The 17,546-nt window shown below is 62.1% G+C and carries 15 protein-coding genes; 7 read left to right on the plus strand and 8 right to left on the minus strand.

Going from position 1 to position 17,546, the window contains the following annotated elements; all coding sequences use genetic code 11:
* Positions 1-12: 12 nt before the first annotated feature.
* Positions 13-1,191, plus strand: coding sequence for a low temperature requirement protein A (locus V1292_RS19555; RefSeq protein ID WP_334374335.1), 1,179 nt, complete (start codon positions 13-15; stop codon positions 1,189-1,191).
* 962 nt (positions 1,192-2,153) lie between these two features.
* On the opposite strand, the gene egtD is transcribed toward V1292_RS19555, so the two are convergent.
* Complete coding sequence (egtD, locus tag V1292_RS19560) at positions 2,154-3,125, minus strand: L-histidine N(alpha)-methyltransferase (protein WP_334374336.1); 972 nt, start codon at positions 3,123-3,125, stop codon at positions 2,154-2,156.
* Between the two features lie 48 nt (positions 3,126-3,173).
* Positions 3,174-4,424: an ergothioneine biosynthesis protein EgtB gene (egtB, locus tag V1292_RS19565; RefSeq protein WP_334374338.1), complete on the minus strand. Its 1,251-nt coding sequence runs from the start codon at positions 4,422-4,424 to the stop codon at positions 3,174-3,176.
* 304 nt (positions 4,425-4,728) lie between these two features.
* On the opposite strand from egtB, the gene grxD reads away from it, so the two are divergent.
* The 4 genes from grxD to V1292_RS19585 are packed head-to-tail and all read left to right on the plus strand — an operon-like array spanning position 4,729 to position 8,230.
* Positions 4,729-5,067: a Grx4 family monothiol glutaredoxin gene (grxD, locus tag V1292_RS19570; RefSeq protein WP_057843761.1), complete on the plus strand. Its 339-nt coding sequence runs from the start codon at positions 4,729-4,731 to the stop codon at positions 5,065-5,067.
* Positions 5,064-5,618, plus strand: coding sequence for an O-acetyl-ADP-ribose deacetylase (locus V1292_RS19575; RefSeq protein ID WP_334377097.1), 555 nt, complete (start codon positions 5,064-5,066; stop codon positions 5,616-5,618). The genes grxD and V1292_RS19575 overlap by 4 nt, the downstream gene beginning before the upstream one ends.
* Before the next feature lie 43 nt (positions 5,619-5,661).
* Positions 5,662-6,945 (plus strand): serine hydrolase domain-containing protein, encoded by a 1,284-nt coding sequence (locus V1292_RS19580; protein WP_334374339.1) that lies wholly within the window; start codon positions 5,662-5,664, stop codon positions 6,943-6,945.
* Positions 6,926-8,230 (plus strand): serine hydrolase domain-containing protein, encoded by a 1,305-nt coding sequence (locus V1292_RS19585; RefSeq protein WP_334374340.1) that lies wholly within the window; start codon positions 6,926-6,928, stop codon positions 8,228-8,230. The genes V1292_RS19580 and V1292_RS19585 overlap by 20 nt, the downstream gene beginning before the upstream one ends.
* An 11-nt stretch (positions 8,231-8,241) precedes the next feature.
* On the opposite strand, the gene V1292_RS19590 is transcribed toward V1292_RS19585, so the two are convergent.
* Entirely contained in the window at positions 8,242-9,660 is a 1,419-nt protein-coding gene (locus V1292_RS19590) for a GH1 family beta-glucosidase (RefSeq protein WP_334374341.1), read from the minus strand.
* A gap of 298 nt (positions 9,661-9,958) precedes the next feature.
* Here V1292_RS19590 and V1292_RS19595 point away from each other — a divergent pair, with 298 nt between their 5' ends.
* Complete coding sequence (locus V1292_RS19595; RefSeq protein ID WP_334374342.1) at positions 9,959-11,515, plus strand: glycoside hydrolase family 17 protein; 1,557 nt, start codon at positions 9,959-9,961, stop codon at positions 11,513-11,515.
* A gap of 25 nt (positions 11,516-11,540) precedes the next feature.
* Here V1292_RS19595 and V1292_RS19600 read toward each other — a convergent pair whose 3' ends face one another.
* The 5 genes from V1292_RS19600 to V1292_RS19620 form a co-directional block, all read right to left on the minus strand.
* The gene (locus tag V1292_RS19600) at positions 11,541-12,608 is read right to left on the minus strand and encodes a threonine aldolase family protein (RefSeq protein WP_334374343.1); all 1,068 of its coding nucleotides are present in this window, start codon (positions 12,606-12,608) and stop codon (positions 11,541-11,543) included.
* Positions 12,609-12,649: 41 nt separating this feature from the next.
* Positions 12,650-13,795: an alpha-hydroxy acid oxidase gene (locus tag V1292_RS19605; protein WP_334374344.1), complete on the minus strand. Its 1,146-nt coding sequence runs from the start codon at positions 13,793-13,795 to the stop codon at positions 12,650-12,652.
* 117 nt (positions 13,796-13,912) lie between these two features.
* A complete protein-coding gene (gene rpsD / locus V1292_RS19610) occupies positions 13,913-14,530 on the minus strand; it encodes a 30S ribosomal protein S4 (protein ID WP_334374345.1) in 618 nt (205 codons plus the stop codon).
* 290 nt (positions 14,531-14,820) lie between these two features.
* A complete protein-coding gene (locus V1292_RS19615; RefSeq protein ID WP_334374346.1) occupies positions 14,821-15,600 on the minus strand; it encodes an acyltransferase in 780 nt (259 codons plus the stop codon).
* 200 nt (positions 15,601-15,800) lie between these two features.
* Positions 15,801-16,580 (minus strand): HpcH/HpaI aldolase family protein, encoded by a 780-nt coding sequence (locus V1292_RS19620; protein WP_334374347.1) that lies wholly within the window; start codon positions 16,578-16,580, stop codon positions 15,801-15,803.
* A gap of 81 nt (positions 16,581-16,661) precedes the next feature.
* Between V1292_RS19620 and V1292_RS19625 the strand changes: the two genes are divergently transcribed.
* The gene (locus V1292_RS19625) at positions 16,662-17,528 is read left to right on the plus strand and encodes a ThuA domain-containing protein (protein ID WP_334374348.1); all 867 of its coding nucleotides are present in this window, start codon (positions 16,662-16,664) and stop codon (positions 17,526-17,528) included.
* Positions 17,529-17,546 lie beyond the last annotated feature (18 nt).

Here is a 17,546-nt window from a genome sequence, read left to right on the forward strand (position 1 = left end):
GGCTGGGCATCGATGACAGACAACGCACACGGCGCGCTGTTTCGCCGAATCGTGCCGCACCAGCATAGCCGCGTCACGTACGCGGAGTTGTTCTTCGATCTCGTCTTCGTCTTTGCGATCACGCAAATTTCGCACACGCTGCTGGCTCACTTTACGCCGCTGGGTGCGTTGCAGGTCACGCTGCTGTTTCTCGCGGTCTGGTGGGTATGGGTATTCACTACCTGGATCACCAACTGGCTCAATCCCGAAAAGACTCCGGTCCGTCTCCTGCTGTTTGCGATGATGCTGGGCGGGCTGGTGCTATCGACCTCGATTCCAAAGGCGTTTGACGAGCGCGGCTTGTGGTTTGCCATCGCCTACGCGGGGATGCAGGTCGGCAAGACGATATTTCTCTGGTTGTCGACGCCGCCATCGCGCCCGCGGACACGCATGAATGCAGTACGGATCGCTGTCTGGCTGTCGGTGTCGGCCATCTTCTGGATCGCCGGCGGGATAGTCGAAGGCCAGTTGCGGTTGGCGCTATGGGCCGTTGCGCTCGTCATCGAATATATCTCGCCGGCGGTGCGGTTCTGGATTCCCCGCCACGGCGCGTCCTCGGTCTCGGACTGGATGATCGAAGGCGGGCATATGGCCGAGCGCTGTGGGCTGTTCATCATCATCGCGCTTGGCGAATCCATCGTCGTCATCGGCGCGACTTTTGCCGAACTCGCCTGGACCACCGAAAACGTTCTGGCGTTCGTCTCGGCCTTGGTCGGCAGCATCGCGATGTGGTGGATCTATTTCCACGTCGGCGCCGAAGCCGGCTCCGAGCAGCTTTCAAAATCGAGCGAGCCGGGAAGGCTGGCACGGCTGGCCTACACCTATCTGCACCTGCCGATCGTAGCCGGCATCATCGTCGCGGCGGTGGCGGACGAACTGGTGCTGAAGCACCCCGGCGGACATTCCGATCTCAAGACGGTAATGAGCGCGATCGGCGGCCCCTTGCTGTTTCTGTTCGGGACCATCCTGTTCAAGCTGAGCTTTCGCGGCTTCCTTCAACTCTCCCACGGGGCGGGCATCATCACGCTTTGCGTGCTCGCCTGGTTCGCAAGCGAGCTGTCGCCGTTGATGCTGTCGATCCTGACCACCGCGATCATGATCGCGGTCGCGGTGTGGGAAACGGTCTCGCTGCGATCCGATCCGGCAGAATAGTACCTTTAATCCAGCCTGGGTCGCCTCATCGGCACCAGTTGCGGCGAGTTGTGATGATCGACGACATTTCTGAGGACGAGATCTGACAGTTGGACGACGAGAGCCCGGAGCCTCGCATTTTCCTCGCGAAGCGCCACCCGCTCGGTGTCTGCTCCCTCGTCCCAGCCCGTGTCCGTATCACTGTGTACGGACGAAGATGCCGAACGTTGCCCGTGGTTGCTTGACGCTGGAAATGCGTTGCCCATGACTGAAATCCCCTGGCACGAACTCACCCCAAGCCATGCTGCCGCGGAGGCTCGGCTGAGTCCGCGTCAAAAGTTGGACATTTCGAAGGGGAAACGACAGCGCAGATGGACCGTTTTGCGGGCGGGGTAATAAAGATGAATACTTGTTAAGAAGTTTGGTTATACTGCGCCCGGCAAGGTGCGGGGACGCGCGGCGGCGTAGGCACCTTCCATCAAACTTGACCAGCGCGATCAGTCAGTGCCCACGGGGGAGCCGTGGCTGGGAATACGCGCCTATGAAACAGAGTGAAGCAAGAGTACGCATTATTGAAGAGTGGGACCGCTGGATCTTGACGCAGATGATCGAGCCGGACGGACCGACTGGAAAAGATTCTTTGAAATTTTTCCACGAACTGCAGGACGCAGGATCTCCGCTACTGAATTTCCAGTCCCGCGGACAAGACAAGTGGCGGATCATTCACGCGTGGTTGTTGGGTGCAGACCGATTGTCCGATGATTGGATATCTGTCGCTCCCCGGATTGCGCCGACACGCAGGCCGCGACCGGACCGCAGGCGGTCCGTCTGCAAGACGTGAGCTGCAAAGCCCGCGGCTAGAGCCTTTCGGTTCTGATTGAATCAGAACCGGCTCCAGATTCCTGTTTTGACGCGTTGACGCGAACCGGTGTCCACCCCGGATCAAGTCCGGGGCAGGCTTTCGCTTGAAAGCGCTCTAATCCTCAGTCCGACGCCACCAGCGCGTGAACGGAGAACATCTGGTCGCGATCGTTCCAGGATTCCCGCACCGACCAGCCCGACTCGCGCGCCAACGCGGTGAAGCGGTCGAGACTGTATTTGTAGCTCGACTCGGTGTGGATGCTCTCGCCGGGACGGAATGAAAAATTCCGTCCCAGGATGCGCACGCTCTGCGCCTTCTTGGAAATCAAGTGCATCTCGATGCGATGGCGCTCGCGATTATAGACTGAGCGGTGCATGAAGGCGGAGACGTCGAAATTGCCGCCGAGCTCACGGTTGATCCGAACCAGAACGTTGAGATTGAACCGCGCGGTAACGCCGGCAGCGTCGTTGTAGGCGTCGTAAAGCACCCGTTCGTTCTTCTCGAGGTCGACGCCGATGATCATCTGTGCGCCTTTGCCCAGAATGTCGCGCGCGCTGCGCAGGAAGGCGCGCGCCTCGTGCGGCTCGAAATTGCCGAGCGTCGATCCCGGAAAGAAGCCGACCTTGGGCTGGTCTGCGATTTCCGCCGGCAGCTCGAACGGCGCGGTGAAATCGGCGGCAACCGGATAAACGCCGAGAGCGGGGAAATCCTTGCGCAAGCCGCCGGCCTGCGCGTTGAGGAAATCGCCGGAAATATCGACCGGGACATAGGCGGAAAAATCGCAGCGCTCCAATAGCAGGCGGACCTTGGTGGTCGCGCCGGCGCCGAATTCGACCAGGGCCGCGCCTTTCGGAATGAGTGCGGCGATTTCGTCGCCGCGGCTGCGCAGAATGCCGAGCTCGGTGCGGGTCGGGTAGTATTCCGGCAGCACCGTGATCTGCTCGAACAGCTCGGAGCCCGCGGCATCGTAAAAATATTTCGGCGACAGCCGTTTGGGGAACTGCGAGAGGTCGCCGATCACGTCGCCGGCAAAGGCGGAGGTCTGTTCGTCGAACGGGTGCGTTTGGGCCAAAGCGGCGGCATGCACATTCATGATACTCTCCTGAACGCGCTTTCCGGCGCGCTTCGATGATCGAAAATGTCAGGCGTAATCGGCGAGGCGTAACCCCGTGAATTGCCAGCGGTGGTGCGGGTAGAAGAAGTTGCGGTAGGTGATACGGCTGTGGCCGGCCGGAGTTGCAAGCGAGGAGCCGCGCAGCACGAGCTGGTTGACCATGAACTTGCCGTTGTATTCCCCGAGCGCCCCCTCGATGGCGCGGTAGCCGGGGTAGGGGGAGTAGGCGCTGCGGGTCCACTGCCAGACGATGCCGAAGGCATCGTTGAGCTGGCCGGCGCGGGCGGCGACCTCCCATTCCATTTCGGTCGGCAGATGGCGGCCGGCCCAGCGCGCAAACGCGTCCGCCTCGTAATAGCTGACATGGCAGACCGGGGCAGCCGGGTCGATCGGCTGCAGCCCGCCGAGCGTCATGATCCGCCACTCGCCGTCGACCTGGCGCCAGTGGCCGGGGGCCTGCCAGCCCTCGTTGGTCGCCGTGGCAAAGCCGTCCATCAGCCACAGCGTGGCCGTGCCGTAGCCGCCGTCCTCCATGAAAGCCTGCCAGTCGGCATTGGTCACGAGGTTGCGGGCGAGCCTCACCGGGCCGACCAGGGCGCGGTGCGCGGGCTTTTCATTGTCGAAATGGAAGCTGTCGTCGGCGTGGCCTACGGTGTGGATGCCCTCGTTGAGGGTGGTCCAATCGTCTGCAGAACGGTGCGATGTCGGGAAGCGCCAGGATGGATCGTAGGCCGGCGGGATCGGGTTCTGGGCAAAGGCGTGCAGGATGTCGGTCAGCATCAACTCCTGATGCTGCTGCTCGTGATTGAGACCGACCTCGACCAGCGGGACCAGTTTTGTGAGGCGCTCTTCGCCGGCGGTCTGGAAGAATTTGACCACGGCGGCATCGACATGCCGGCGATAGGCGGTGACCTCGTCGGTGCTCGGGCGGGTCAGATGGCCGCGCTGGTGACGGGCGTGCCGCGGTCCGGCGCTGACATAATAGGAATTGAATAGAAACGCATAATCAGGGTGGAAGGGCTGGTAACCCTCGCAGTGCTCGCCGAGCAGGAATTGCTCGAAGAACCAGGTGGTATGGGCGCGGTGCCATTTGGCCGGGCTGGCGTCCGGCATCGACTGGATGAGCTGGTCCTCGGGGCTCAACGGGGCGGCCCGACGCTCGGTCTCGCCGCGGACGGCCAGATAGGCTTCCACCAAATTCTGGGCGAGGGCGCCGGAATCCGAGAAAAGTGACGGGGCAGGGGCGGCAAACGCGGCGGCGGATACTGGTTTCGTCACAGGTATCTCCAGTGAAAGGAGAGAACGTTAGGCTGGCAAACTGGTTCCTGACGGGCAGTCCGTCCTAGATAGGGGTTCCGTCGCGGGAAAAAAGCCTGCCCGCGCTATGGCATTAATGCCGTCAGACTATGGGCTGCGGTCGCCCCGAGCGGCCCCCAGCCGGCCCCGCGCATGCCAGCTCCTCGCCATTTTACTTTGGATACACAACGGTTTGGGCTACATATATGGCAAGTATCCGGGTTACATGGACGAGCCGGCCCGTTACGCGACGCCGCAGGGGGCTGAGCCCCAAAAGGAAGCAAATATGAGCATCGAACAATTCATCGACAACGAAGTGAAGTCGAACGACGTCGTGCTGTTCATGAAGGGCACGCCGCAGTTTCCGCAGTGCGGTTTCTCTGGCCAGGTGGTCCAGATCCTCGACCACGTCGGCGTCGGCTACAAGGGGCTGAACGTCCTGGAATCCGCCGAGCTTCGCAACGGCATCAAGGAATATTCGAACTGGCCGACCATCCCGCAGCTCTACGTCAAGGGCGAATTCGTCGGCGGCTGCGACATCATTCGCGAGATGTTCCAGGCCGGTGAATTGCAGCAGCTCTTTGTCGACAAGGGCGTCACCGTCAACGCGGCGGCTTCCGCCTGAGCGGCATCGCGCGTCAGGTCGGCCAGGCGCGGCTGGAAGTCATTGTTGCCGACATCACCACGCTGCGCGTTGACGCCATCGTCAACGCGGCGAACACGTCGCTTCTCGGCGGGGGCGGCGTCGATGGCGCGATCCATCGGGCGGCCGGACCTGAACTGCTTGCCGAGTGCCGCACGCTGAACGGCTGCGCGACCGGCGACGCCAAGATCACCCGAGGATACCGGTTGCCGGCCAGGCATGTGATCCACGCCGTCGGGCCGGTTTGGCACGGCGGCAATGATGGAGAGGACGGCCTGCTCGCTTCGTGCTATCGGCGCTCCCTCGAGCTCTGCCAGGCCAATGGGCTGTCCTCTCTGGCCTTTCCCGCGATCTCTACGGGCGTCTATCGCTTCCCTGCCGACCGTGCGGCCGGCATCGCAGTCGCAACCGTCGTCGATGGACTGGCCGAGGCGCCTGCCGTGACTAGGGTCATCTTCTGCTGTTTCTCCCCTGACAGCGGCCTGCTGCATGAACAGGCAATGGCAACCTTTGGCAGCCCTTGCGCCGACTGACGCCGCAGCTACACTCCTGCCCGAATTCCGGAGGGGGGTTCCAATGAACTTACGTCAAATGCTGCGTGCGCTCGCCTGCGGCGTGCTGATGCTGGCGGTTGCGCCACAGGTCCGCGCCGAAGGCACCTTCGACATTCCCGCCGGCGCGCGTTTCAACAAGGACAAGCTTGCGAAGATCACCGAATTCTTCAAGAACGAGGTGGCGACCGGCAAGATCGCGGGCGCGAACGTCCTGATCCAGCAGCATGGCAAGCCGGTCTATCACGAAACCTTCGGCGTTCAGGACGTGGAGTCCAAGAAGCCAATCAATGACAAGACCATCTTCCGCCTGTTCTCGATGACGAAAGCGATCACGTCGGTCGTGGCCATGCAATTGGTCGAGGACGGCACGATCAAGCTCGACGATCCCGTCTCAAAGTACATTCCGTCCTTTGCGAATGTGAAGGTCGGTGTCGAGAAGAAAAACGAGGACGGTACCAAGACGCTCGAGCTGGTGCCGCCCACCCGGCCGATGACTGTCCGCGACCTGATGGTGCATACGTCGGGGATCACCTACGGCTTCTACGGCGACACCCTGGTCCGCAAGGCCTATGCGGCCGCCAATATCTATGACGGAGATTTCGATCTGGCCGGGTTCGCCGAGCGGATCGCCAAGCTGCCGCTGCACAATCAGCCGGGCGCGCTTTGGCAATACGGCCATTCCACCGATGTGCTGGCGCGGGTGATGGAAGTCGCGTCCGGAAAATCCCTGTTCACGATCATGCGCGAAAGGCTGCTCGATCCGCTCGGCATGGTCGACACCGGCTTCTACATCACCGATCCGGAGAAGCAGAAGCGGATGGCGCTGCCGGTACCGAACGACAGCAACTTTCGCGTCGGCCGCGACACCAACCCGACCAATGTCAAGAAGATCGAATTCGCCAGCGGCGGCATGTACTCGACCATGGCGGACTACCGCCGCTTTACGCAGATGCTGCTCAATGGCGGCACGTTCGAGGGTAAGACCTATCTGAAGCCCGAAACGTTCAAGCTGATGACGACCGACTATGTCGGCCCCGGGTCTGGGGTCGAGCGGGACTATTTCTATTTCCCCGGGGACGGCTTCGGAATGGGCCTCGGCCTTGCGGTGCGCACCGATCCCGGTAACGCCAAGCCGCCGCCGCCGGGATCCCTTGGCGAATTGAAATGGGATGGCGCCAGCGGCTGCTATTTCGTGGTCGACCGCAAGCAGGACATGTTCTTCGTGCTGCTCGAGCAGACGCCGACGGAACGCCAGCGCATCCAGCGGACGCTGAAGCAGTTGGTCTATGAAGCGCTGGAGAACTGACGGCACGGCAGGGCGTTGCCTTGCTGCGGCGGCGCTTGTGGTTTGCCTGGTCGGCGGCCAACCGCAGGAGGCGCGGGCCGAGCCGAAAGCGCCGACCGCGCCAACTTTTTCGCGCGCGGCCCTTGACCGGATCGGTGACTACGTTCGCAACGAGGTCACGACCGGCAAGATTCCCGGTGCGGTGCTTCTGATCCAGCAGCACGGCAAACCAGTCTATCTTGAATGTTTCGGCGTGCGGGACCCTGCGTCCAGCCAGCCGATGACGTCGGACAGCATTTTTCAGATCTATTCGATGTCAAAGGCCGTCACCTCGGTCGCCGCGATGATGCTGGTCGACGACGGGAAGCTGGCCCTCGACGATCCCGTGTCGAAATACATTCGCTCCTTTGCGGATGCGAAAGTCGGCGTCGATCTTTCCGATGAAGCAGGAAAGTATCCCCTCAAGCTCGAGCCGCTGAAGCGCCCGATCACGATCAAGGATCTGCTCCGGCACACCTCGGGTATCACCTACGGTTTCTTCGGCGAAACCGCGGTGCAGAAACTCTATGCCAATCCGCAACTGTACGTCGGCGACTTCGACAACGCCGAATTCGCTGATCGCATTGCGACACTGCCGCTCGCCGATCAACCGGCGACGCGTTGGAACTACAGCCACTCGACCGACGTGCTCGGCCGCGTCGTCGAGGTGGTCTCGGGGCAGACGCTATTTCAATTCGAGAAGCAGAGACTGTTCGATCCGCTCGGCATGTCCGAGACCGCATACTATGTCGCAGATGAAGCGAAGTGGCCGCGCATCGCCCAGCCATTTCCCGTTGATCGTTTTCGGGTGGCCGGAATCGGAGACCCGACAGTGCCGCGGCGCTGGGAATCCGGTGGCGCGGGTCTGGTCTCGACGGCGGCCGACTACGCCCGCTTCCTGCAGATGCTGCTGAACGGAGGTACGCTGGACGGCAGGCGGTACCTCAAGCCCGAAACAGTCGCGCTAATGACGTCCGATCAGATCGGTCCGGAAACCAGGATCATTCACGATCCCTTTTACTTTCCGGGACCGTCCAGCGGCTTCGGTCTTGGCTTTGCCGTGCGCACCTCACCGCCGCCAAACACGACATGGCCGCTCGGCGAATACCGGTGGGATGGCGCAGGCGGAAGTTTCTATTTTGTCGATCCGCAGGACGACTTGCTCGTTGTCTTGATGGTGCAGGCTCCGACGCAAGGCGGTCGAATTCAACTGGCGCTGAAGACGATCATGTACGAGGCGCTTGGGAAAGGTCTGCGCAAGGATTGACAGTCGCCTGATTACGCCACGGCGTTTTTCGCGATGGTCTCGCGATAGAACGACGCGCTCAGCTTGGGCGTACGACGCTTGGTATCGAAGTCGACGTGGTAGATGCCGAAGCGCTGCTCATAGCCATCAGACCATTCGAAATTATCCATCAGGCTCCACAGGAAGTATCCGAGCACGGGCACGCCCTCGGATGTCGCGCGCTGCAACTGCGTGAGATAATTGCGCAGATACATGATGCGGTCGACGTCGTAGATGGTCCCGTCCGGCGCCGGCTGGTCGCTCCCTGACGTTCCGTTCTCGGTGATATAGATCGATTTCACGTTCCACAGTTTTGCGACGTGACGCGGCACCCAGTAGATGGCTTCGGGGCCGGGCCTGAGCCAACTCGCTTTCATGTGCGGAAACGAGGCGGGAAACGGCGCCAGCGTGAAGCCGCGATCGTTGTCGGCGGCAACGACATAATGGTCCGGCGTATAGACGTTCAGCCCGACGAAATCGATCGGGGATGAAATGGTGCTGAGATCATCGGCGGTGAATTTCGGCGCGTCTTGGCCGGACCGCGCCAGATACGCGTTGGTATATTTTCCCTCGAACATCACGGTCAGATAGCCCGCGTTGAGTTCGCGCGTCGCTATCTCGGCGGCGCGGATGTTGGCTGGCGTTTCGATGGCAGGGATGCAGCTCACGGCATTCTCCGCCGGACCGACCCTCGTTCCGGCACGCCCGTGGGCGCGGATGGCCTGAACCGCGAGGCCATGTCCCAGCGCAACGTGGTGACGGACCTGGTTCAATCCTGACTGAGGCAGTTTGAGGCCGGGCGCGTCGGCACCGAGGCCGTGGCCGAGATGAGTGAGCCTGGAGCACTCGTTGATCGTGAAGAAATGCTTCACGCGATCACTCATGCGGGCAGTGACATGGGCCGCGTAGTCCGCGAATGCTTTCGAGGTGTCGCGCGAAGTCCAGCCGCCGAAGCGATCCTGCAGCGCCTGCGGCAGGTCCCAATGATACAGCGTCGCAAACGGCTCGATGCCGTTGGCCAACAATTCGTCGACAAGACGGTGATAGAAATCAAGGCCCTTTGGATTTGCCGATCCGGTTCCATCCGGGAAGACGCGCGGCCATGCGATCGAGAATCGATAGGCTTTTGCGCCCAGCGACTTCATGATCTGGATGTCTTGCTTGTAGAGACGATAATGGTCGGTCGCGGTGTCGCCATTGCTGCGATCGGAAATGGTGCCGGGCGTGTGGGCAAAGCGGTCCCAGATCGACGGCCCGCGGCCGTCTTCGTTGACCGCGCCCTCGACCTGATAGGCCGAGGTCGCCGTGCCCCACAGAAAGCCGTTCGGGAAATCCGACGAGGGTCGCTGATTCTGTGTTCCGGTCGCTTGATCCGACTGCGCCGTACCGGACTTGGTTGACAGCATCGACATGCCAAGAGCCGACCAGCCTGCAAGTCTGCCAAATTGTCGCCGGGAAAATCTCTTGAATGCCATCATTTCACTCGTCAGGCGCGATCAATTTTGCGCAAACAAAGCTCACTTTTGAAGGGCTCAATATCGCCGCTTCCGTACTCTCGCGCAATTGTACACATGGCCGGACCAGCGGGTCGACATGCCTGCCGCGCACGGCTAAACAGGCTCATCTATTCGTCCTATTAGGGGAGCAGGACCAATCGGCTTTCGCACGCCGCTGGCGCTTTTATTTCTATCGCTCGGCATCGTTGTCGCGGTGTGGTGGTGGCTGGCCACGCCGGTAGCGCTGACGCGCGCACCGATTGATGATGCATCGAAGCTGGAATGCGTTTCCTACGCGCCGTTCCGCAACGATCAGACGCCGCACGATCCGACTCTCATCGTCAAGCCGGAGCAGATCGCGGAGGATCTGCAGGAGCTTGCCAAGGTCTCCAAATGCATCCGCACCTATTCCATCGACAACGGGCTGGACAAGGTACCCGAGCTTGCGTCCAGGGTCGGGTTGAAGGTTCTGCTCGGCCTGTGGATCGGGCGCGATCGCGCCAAGAACGCGCAACTCGCCGACATTGCGGTCTCGCTGGTGAAGGATCATCCGGGCACGGTCGCGGCGCTCATCGTCGGCAGCGAAGTGCTGCTGCGCGGCGACATGACGGTCGGCGACCTTCGCCAAACGATCCAGTCGGTCAAGCCGCGCGTGGACATTCCGGTGACCTATGCCGATGTCTGGGAATTCTGGCTGCGCTACCGCGAGGTAGGCGCCGATGTCGATTTCGTTACCGCCCATTTCCTGCCCTATTGGGAAGACGTTCCCCCGCGCGCCGAGGATGCGGCCGCCCATATAGATGAGATACGCAAGCAAGTGGCGGCAGCCTTTCCCGGCAAGGAGATTTTGATCGGCGAAACCGGTTGGCCAAGCCACGGGCGGATGCGCGATGGCGCGCTGGCTTCCCGCGTCAACCAGGCACGTTTCATCTCCGAGATTCTCGAGCGGGCACGGCGCGATAACTTCCGCGTCAATTTGTTCGAGGCCTATGACGAGCCGTGGAAGCGCCGCTGGGAAGGAACGGTGGGTGGCTATTGGGGGCTGTTCGACGGGGCTGAACGCAAGCTGAAATATCCGGCCGGCGTGGCCATCAGCAACTACCCGTTCTGGAAGCTGCAGATGGCAGGCGGGCTGCTGCTTTGCCTCTGTGTATTCGCAGTTGCCGGGTTCACGCAGAAGCGCCAGCAGGCCGCGGCGCCGTTGGCATCGTGGGCCGCGGTCGCCGCATCCGCGACCGCTGGCGGAATCTTGCTGGGCATCAGCATCGACAAGATGCTCCAGGAAAGCTACGGGCTCGGCGGTTGGCTAGTTCAGGGTTTTCTGCTGACGGCGGCAGTGACAGCGCCGCTGCTGGCCACCTACGCGCTGATGTCGGGGCGGGGGCTTCCGGCGTTTCTTGAAGTGTTGGGGCCGCGCAAGGGCCTGACCCCATTGTTCATGAGCAACATACTGGGCGTGACGCTGATCGTGACGACGCTGATTGCTGCGCAGACCGCGCTCAGCCTGATATTCGACGCGCGCTGGCGCGATTTCCCGTTCGCCGCCCTGACCATGGCCGTGGTGCCGTTCTGGACATTGGCGTTTCTCAACGGCTCAAAATCCGGTGAGCGGCCGCTCTCTGAGGCCGTGTTTGCCGGACTCTTCGCCTCGGCCGCGATCTATATCGTCCTCAACGAGGGTTTTCAGAACTGGCAGGCGATGTGGACGGGCGCGGTATATCTGCTGCTCGGCAGCGCGCTGTGGCGGGCGCGCACATCAGCCGTTGCCTGAGTTCACGGCTTCGGGCTGACGCCTCTCACGCACCGCGTACGATCTCGCGCACCAGCCCGACCGTCTCCTCGATCATCGCAGCGCTGACGTCGAGATGCGTGCAGGCGCGAATGCGGCCGTCCATCATCGCGAGCAGCACGCCGCGTTTGCGCAAGGCTTCGACCATTTTGTCGCCCGCGATGCCGGCTCTGTCAGGCTTGAAGAACACCAGGTTGGTCTCGGGCTCTTGCACCTCGATGCCGTCGATCTGCGACAGCCCCCGCGCCAGCGCACGCGCATTGGCGTGATCGTCGGCGAGGCGGTCGACGTGATGGTCGAGCGCATAGACGCAGGCCGCGGCGCAAATGCCGGCCTGCCGCATCGAGCCGCCGAGGCGCTGCTTCCAGCGCCAGACGTCGTCGATGAAGGCGCGCGAGCCCGCAATCACGCCGCCGATCGGCGCACCGAGGCCTTTTGAAAAATCGATCCAGGCCGAATCCCAGCCTGCGGCCATGTCGCGCGCCGATATTTTCGTGGCGACGCAAGCGTTCAACAGCCGCGCGCCATCCATATGGGTGATCAGCCCATGGGCCTTGGCGATCTCGACGATTTCATCCAGCGCCGTCTTCTTCCAGATCGTGCCGCCGCCGATATTGGCGGTTTGCTCGACGCTGACGACGGTCTGCGGCGGCTGGTAGCGCGAGCGCGGGTGCAGCGCGGCGCGGAACGTTTCGGGCGTGAATTGCCCGTCATCGCCCGGCAGCGCCGTGATCTGGAATCCGCCCAGCGCCGCATGCGCGCCGCCCTCGCGGGCGATGATGTGCGCGCTGGCATGGGCGAGGATTTCGTCGCCCGGCCGGCAATGGGCGAGGGTGGCCGAGACGTTGCACATGGTGCCTGACGGCATGAACACGGCGGCTTCCTTGCCGAGCAGGTCAGCGACGCGCTCGCAAAGTAAATTCACGGTCGGATCGTCGCCGATCTGCTCGTCGCCGACTTCCGCCCGCGCCATCGCCTCCCGCATCGCGGGCGTCGGTCGCGTCTGCGTGTCCGACAACAGGTTGATGCGGATGGGATCGGCCTTGGAATCGCGCGGGGCAGGGGTGTAGTGCATGGCAGTTTCTCGTCTCTTTTGACTTGATGGCGGAACAGAAATTATCTGAACCGCAGATTTTCGCGAGAGAGCTGATTGATCGCAGTGCATCCCATCAGCTTCATTCCCCGCTCAAGTTCCGACCGCATCAGGTCGAGCGCCCGCTCGACGCCGGCCTGGCCGGCCGCCGCGAGAGGATAGAGATAATAGCGGCCAACGCCTACGGCCTTGGCTCCAAGCGACAACGCCTTCAAGACATGGGTGCCCCGCTGAATTCCGCCGTCCATGATCACGTCAATTCGATCGCCGACGGCATCCACGATTTCGGCCAATTGATCGAATGGCGTGCGCGAACCGTCCAACTGCCGGCCGCCATGATTGGACAGCACGATGCCGGTGCAACCGATCTCGACGGCGCGCCTGGCGTCCGCCACCGACATGACACCCTTCAGGCAGAATTGCCCGTTCCATAGCCGGACCATTTCAGCCACATCGTCCCAGTTCATCGAAGGATCCAGCATCTCGGTAAAATATTTGGAGATCGACAGCGCGCCGCTGCCCATGTCGACGTGCTGTTCCAGTTGCGGAAGCTTAAACCGCTCATGCGTGAGATAATTGATGCCCCAGGCCGGCTTGATCCCGAACTGGTACATCCCGGCAAGCGTCAGCCGAAATGGAATCGAAAAGCCGGTGCGCTTGTCGCGCTCGCGGTTGCCCCCCGTGATGCTGTCCACGGTGAGCATCATTACCTGGACGCCGGCTTCTTTCGCGCGTTGCATCATCGCGCGGTTGAGACCGCGATCCCGGTGATAGTAGAATTGATAAACTTGCGGCGTGTCATGCGCCTTGCGCAGTTCCTCGAGGCTTACCGTGCCGAGCGAGGATACGCCGAACATCGTGCCGTACTTCGCCGCGGCGGCGGCGACGGCGCGCTCGCCGGTATGGTGGAACAGGCGTTGCAGTGCGGTCGGAGAGCAATAGATCGGCATCGCGAGCTTCTGGCCCAGGACCGTCACCGACATATCGATGTTTTCGACGCCGCGCAGGACGTTGGGTACCAGGTCACAGCGCTCGAAACTTGCGGTGTTCCGGCGATGGGTCACCTCGTCGTCAGCCGCGCCATCGATGTAATCGAAGATAGGGCCGGGCAGCCGTCGTCGGGCCAGCCTGCGGAAGTCATGAAAGTTGTGGCAGTCGCGCAAGCGCATGTTGGATCCGCATTGATTCAGCTCACGGCGAGGTTCGGCGTTGAGACGACGCCATACTCGCATACAAAAAGGCCCCGGCAAAACCGGGGCCTTTGATATCTCGTAACTGAAAGCCGATCAGCGCGAATAGAATTCGACGATCAGGTGCGGCTCCATCTGCACTGCGAACGGCACGTCCGACAGTGCGGGGATGCGGGTGAACTTCGCCATCATCTTGGAGTGATCGGTCTCGATGAAGTCGGGCACATCGCGTTCGCCGAGCTGGCTTGCTTCCAGAACCGGGGTGAGCTGCTTGGAGGATTCCTTGACCTCGACGACGTCGCCGGGCTTGAGCTTGTAGCTCGGAATGTTGACGCGGCGGCCGTTCACCTTGATGTGGCCGTGGTTGATGAACTGGCGCGCGGCGAACATCGTCGCGACGAACTTGGCGCGATAGACCACGGTGTCGAGACGGCGCTCCAGGAGGCCGATCAGGTTTTCACCGGTGTCGCCCTTCATCCGGCCGGCCTCGACATAGATGCCGTGGAACTGGCGCTCGGAAATGTTGGCGTAGTAACCTTTAAGCTTCTGCTTGGCGCGGAGCTGGACGCCGAAGTCGGACAGCTTGCCCTTGCGGCGCTGGCCGTGCTGGCCGGGGCCGTATTCCCGGCGGTTCACGGGGCTCTTCGGGCGGCCCCAGATGTTCTGGCCCATACGGCGATCGATCTTGTATTTCGCCTCACTGCGCTTTGTCATCGCGTCCTCTGCTTAAGAGTTTGAGTTTTGAGGAAACGCGCCCTCCTGTGCACCGGGGTTGCCGGGGCCGACAGGTCCGCCTCGAAAGCTCGGGGAGGACCACGGGTCGCGAAACGCATCGCGGGCCGAAACCGGCCCGCGAGCAAGCGGGTTCTTAGGGAGAAACCGCCGTTCTGTCAACGAAAAGGGGCCTGTGAGCACTGTCATTCCGGGGCGCGAAGCGAACCCGGAATCTCGAGATTCCGGGTCTGGTGCTTACGCACCATCCCGGAATGACGGCCACGAGGCCGTCACGTTGCCACCGCGCGGACCGGCTTGGGCTCGGTTTGCTGCCGATTGGCCCGCAATTCGGCTGATATTTCGCCGTTCAGCACCTGTTCCAGCCGGTTGAGGGCCTTGGCCATCGGGGCGGCATCGGTAATCCGGTGATCCCAGCGCAAGACGACATCGATGGTCTGGTCGGGCTTTTCCACCCCATAGCTCAGGACAAAGGGCCCGGGGCTGATGGCATGGAGCTGGCCCGCGCCATAGGCGGCCACGGAGGTGACCCCAAAACTACCGAAATAATTGGCCCGCTGGCGGCCGAAATTCAGCCCGACGGCCCAGAACAGCCGCCGCAGCGGCAGCGGCAGCCGCGTGGTTCGCAGGATCTTCCGGAACGCCGGCACCTCGTCGATCGCCGCCACCTTGGCGTGCCGGATCAGGGCGTCGACTTCGGCAAGCGGCATTTCGTCGGGCGCGGCGACCTTTTGCGGCAGCACGCAATCCTGGCCGTCCTCGACCCGGGCGATCGCCACCATGGCGACGCTGCGCGGCAGTTCGTAGAAGGCCGGCATAGGCCATTTGACGTAGAGGGTGCGCAGGATCGGCTGTTCCTTGGCCACCAGCGCGAACGCTTTGACGAAAATCGCGGCCCAGCCCGGCCGCTGGGCGGCCTGCGCGCGGGCTTCCTGCAGGGCTCGAATATGAAGCGGGCGCGAGAGCGAAACAAAGGGCACGCGGTTCGAGGCGTGCATGAGGTCGGCGACCAGACGGCGCGGTAGTGTGATTTTTCGAACCGTTCCGCGCATCGCTCCGCCCGCGTTTCCGCAATAGATCAATCAAAAAGCCGGCAGGCCGCCCCGGCAACCTGCCAGCACCTCATCTAGCACGAACAAGGCGTTTTGACGCCAGAGGGTTCGTATCCGGATTGCTCCGGGTGGGCGGCGCCGCGTCCCGAGGGATCCTGTAAACCCCGAGAACTTTGAAGGGCTTGCCGCCGTCTCGGCACCTATCGCTTGATCCCTTCAAAGCTTGCCGCGATGCCGCGCTGGAACAGCGACCAGTCGAAGCCGAGCGCCAGCGCGACGTAGCCGCGGTCGATCATCTTGTTGGCTTGCTCAGCCGTGCGCGCGACGCCGCCGATTGGTACGCCACTCCTAAGGATGCCTTCCTCGGCGCGCTTCATCAGCGCCACCACCTCGGGATCATCCGGCAGGCCGCGCTTATTGATGGAGGTGGCGAGATCGCCGGGGCCGATCACGGCGACATCGATGCCAGGCGTCGCCATGATCTCATCAATGCGCTCGACCGCTTCGACATGCTCGACGGTGACCATGCAGATCATGTCGTCGTCGGCGGTCGCCATGTAATCCGCCATCGACACGCCCCAGCGGAACGGCGCATGGAACGGGCCCCATAGCCGGTCGCCGTTCGGCGGATAGCGCACGCTGCGCACGGCTTTTTCGGCAGCCGCGCGGCTGCAGATCATCGGAAAGTTGATGCCGAGCGCACCAAGGTCCATCGGTGCTTTCGCCAGCCACGGCTCGTTGGCGGCAATCCGCACCATTGGCACGCAGGGCGTGCCTGAGGTGGCCGTGATCATCGCATGCGCCGAGCCGAGATCGATCGGGCCGTGCTCGAGATCGACGATGATGAAGTCGATCCCCGAGCGCGCCATGATCTGCACGGTCTGGATCGAGGGAATGGTCGCGATCGCGCCGAAGGTCGGACGCCCCTCACGCCACAATTGGCGAAGGCGGTTGAGCGGCGCAGGCTTTGCGGTGGTCAAGCGGAAACTCCCTGCTGAAATGACCGAGTGATCATTGGGCGAGGGGACCATAAGGTCAAATTCACCGCTTATCGAGCCACATTGTTTCTGCGCCTTGCCATCATTTCAGACGCCAGAGGCGGAGCAACGCCAGCGCTGGTCCTATTTGTGCTAATCTTTTTTCAGCACATGATTGCCTATGGTTTTGCGGAGCGGATTGTGAGGCGACGTGAGTTCATCGCGCTCCTTGGCGGCGCGGCGGCAGCGCGACCACTCGGCGCGCATGCGCAGCGCCCGACAGCGCGCATCCTCTATTTCACTTACTCGGCCGGCTACCGGCATCAGGTCCTGCCGCTTTCCAAGGCAATCCTGGCTCAGCTCGGCGGCAATTCGGGTATCTTTGAGGTCACTGCAACGGAAGACCCGTCTGAATTTTCGACCGAAAACCTCGCGCGCTACGCCGCGGTGATGTTCTTCACATCCGGAGAGCTTCCGATGAGCGACGCACAAAGGATGGCTCTTCTCAACTTTGTGAGTTCGGGCGGTGGGTTCATCGGTGTTCATTCGGCGACGGACACATTCTACACGTGGCCGGACTATCTCGATTTGGTCGGCGGCTACTTCAATGGTCATCCCTGGCATCAGGCCGCGACCATCAAGGTGGTTGATCCCAGCGACCCTCTGGTGGCGTTTCTCGGGAGTTCATTCCAGATCGAGGACGAGATCTACCAGATCAGCGACTTCGACTATCGTGGATCAAGTGTGCTTCTGCGCCTTGACCCAAACTCGGTGGACCTCGGCAAGAGCGGCGTGCATCAGCGATTCTATGGTTGGCCTCTCGCATGGACCCGCCTCTACGGCGAGGGGCGCGTATTCTATACGGCGCTGGGCCACGAGCCGTCAGTCTGGCAGGACTCCCGCTACCAGCGCCTCCTCACGAACGCTATCCTCTGGTCGATGCGAAAGTAACGAGCGAGTATCGACACC

Source organism: Bradyrhizobium sp. AZCC 1719 (assembly GCF_036924525.1).
In the GTDB taxonomy this organism is placed as follows: domain Bacteria; phylum Pseudomonadota; class Alphaproteobacteria; order Rhizobiales; family Xanthobacteraceae; genus Bradyrhizobium.

Excerpts from the sequence above, each read along its gene's own strand:
- V1292_RS19555 (WP_334374335.1), top strand. The coding sequence starts at position 13 with ATGACAGACAACGCACACGGCGCGCTGTTTCGCCGAATCGTGCCGCAC.
- egtD (WP_334374336.1), bottom strand. The coding sequence starts at position 3,125 with ATGAATGTGCATGCCGCCGCTTTGGCCCAAACGCACCCGTTCGACGAA.
- grxD (WP_057843761.1), top strand. The coding sequence starts at position 4,729 with ATGAGCATCGAACAATTCATCGACAACGAAGTGAAGTCGAACGACGTC.
- V1292_RS19580 (WP_334374339.1), top strand. The coding sequence starts at position 5,662 with ATGAACTTACGTCAAATGCTGCGTGCGCTCGCCTGCGGCGTGCTGATG.
- V1292_RS19585 (WP_334374340.1), top strand. The coding sequence starts at position 6,926 with ATGAAGCGCTGGAGAACTGACGGCACGGCAGGGCGTTGCCTTGCTGCG.
- V1292_RS19590 (WP_334374341.1), bottom strand. The coding sequence starts at position 9,660 with ATGTCGATGCTGTCAACCAAGTCCGGTACGGCGCAGTCGGATCAAGCG.
- V1292_RS19600 (WP_334374343.1), bottom strand. The coding sequence starts at position 12,608 with ATGCACTACACCCCTGCCCCGCGCGATTCCAAGGCCGATCCCATCCGC.
- V1292_RS19605 (WP_334374344.1), bottom strand. The coding sequence starts at position 13,795 with ATGCGCTTGCGCGACTGCCACAACTTTCATGACTTCCGCAGGCTGGCC.
- rpsD (WP_334374345.1), bottom strand. The coding sequence starts at position 14,530 with ATGACAAAGCGCAGTGAGGCGAAATACAAGATCGATCGCCGTATGGGC.
- V1292_RS19615 (WP_334374346.1), bottom strand. The coding sequence starts at position 15,600 with ATGCGCGGAACGGTTCGAAAAATCACACTACCGCGCCGTCTGGTCGCC.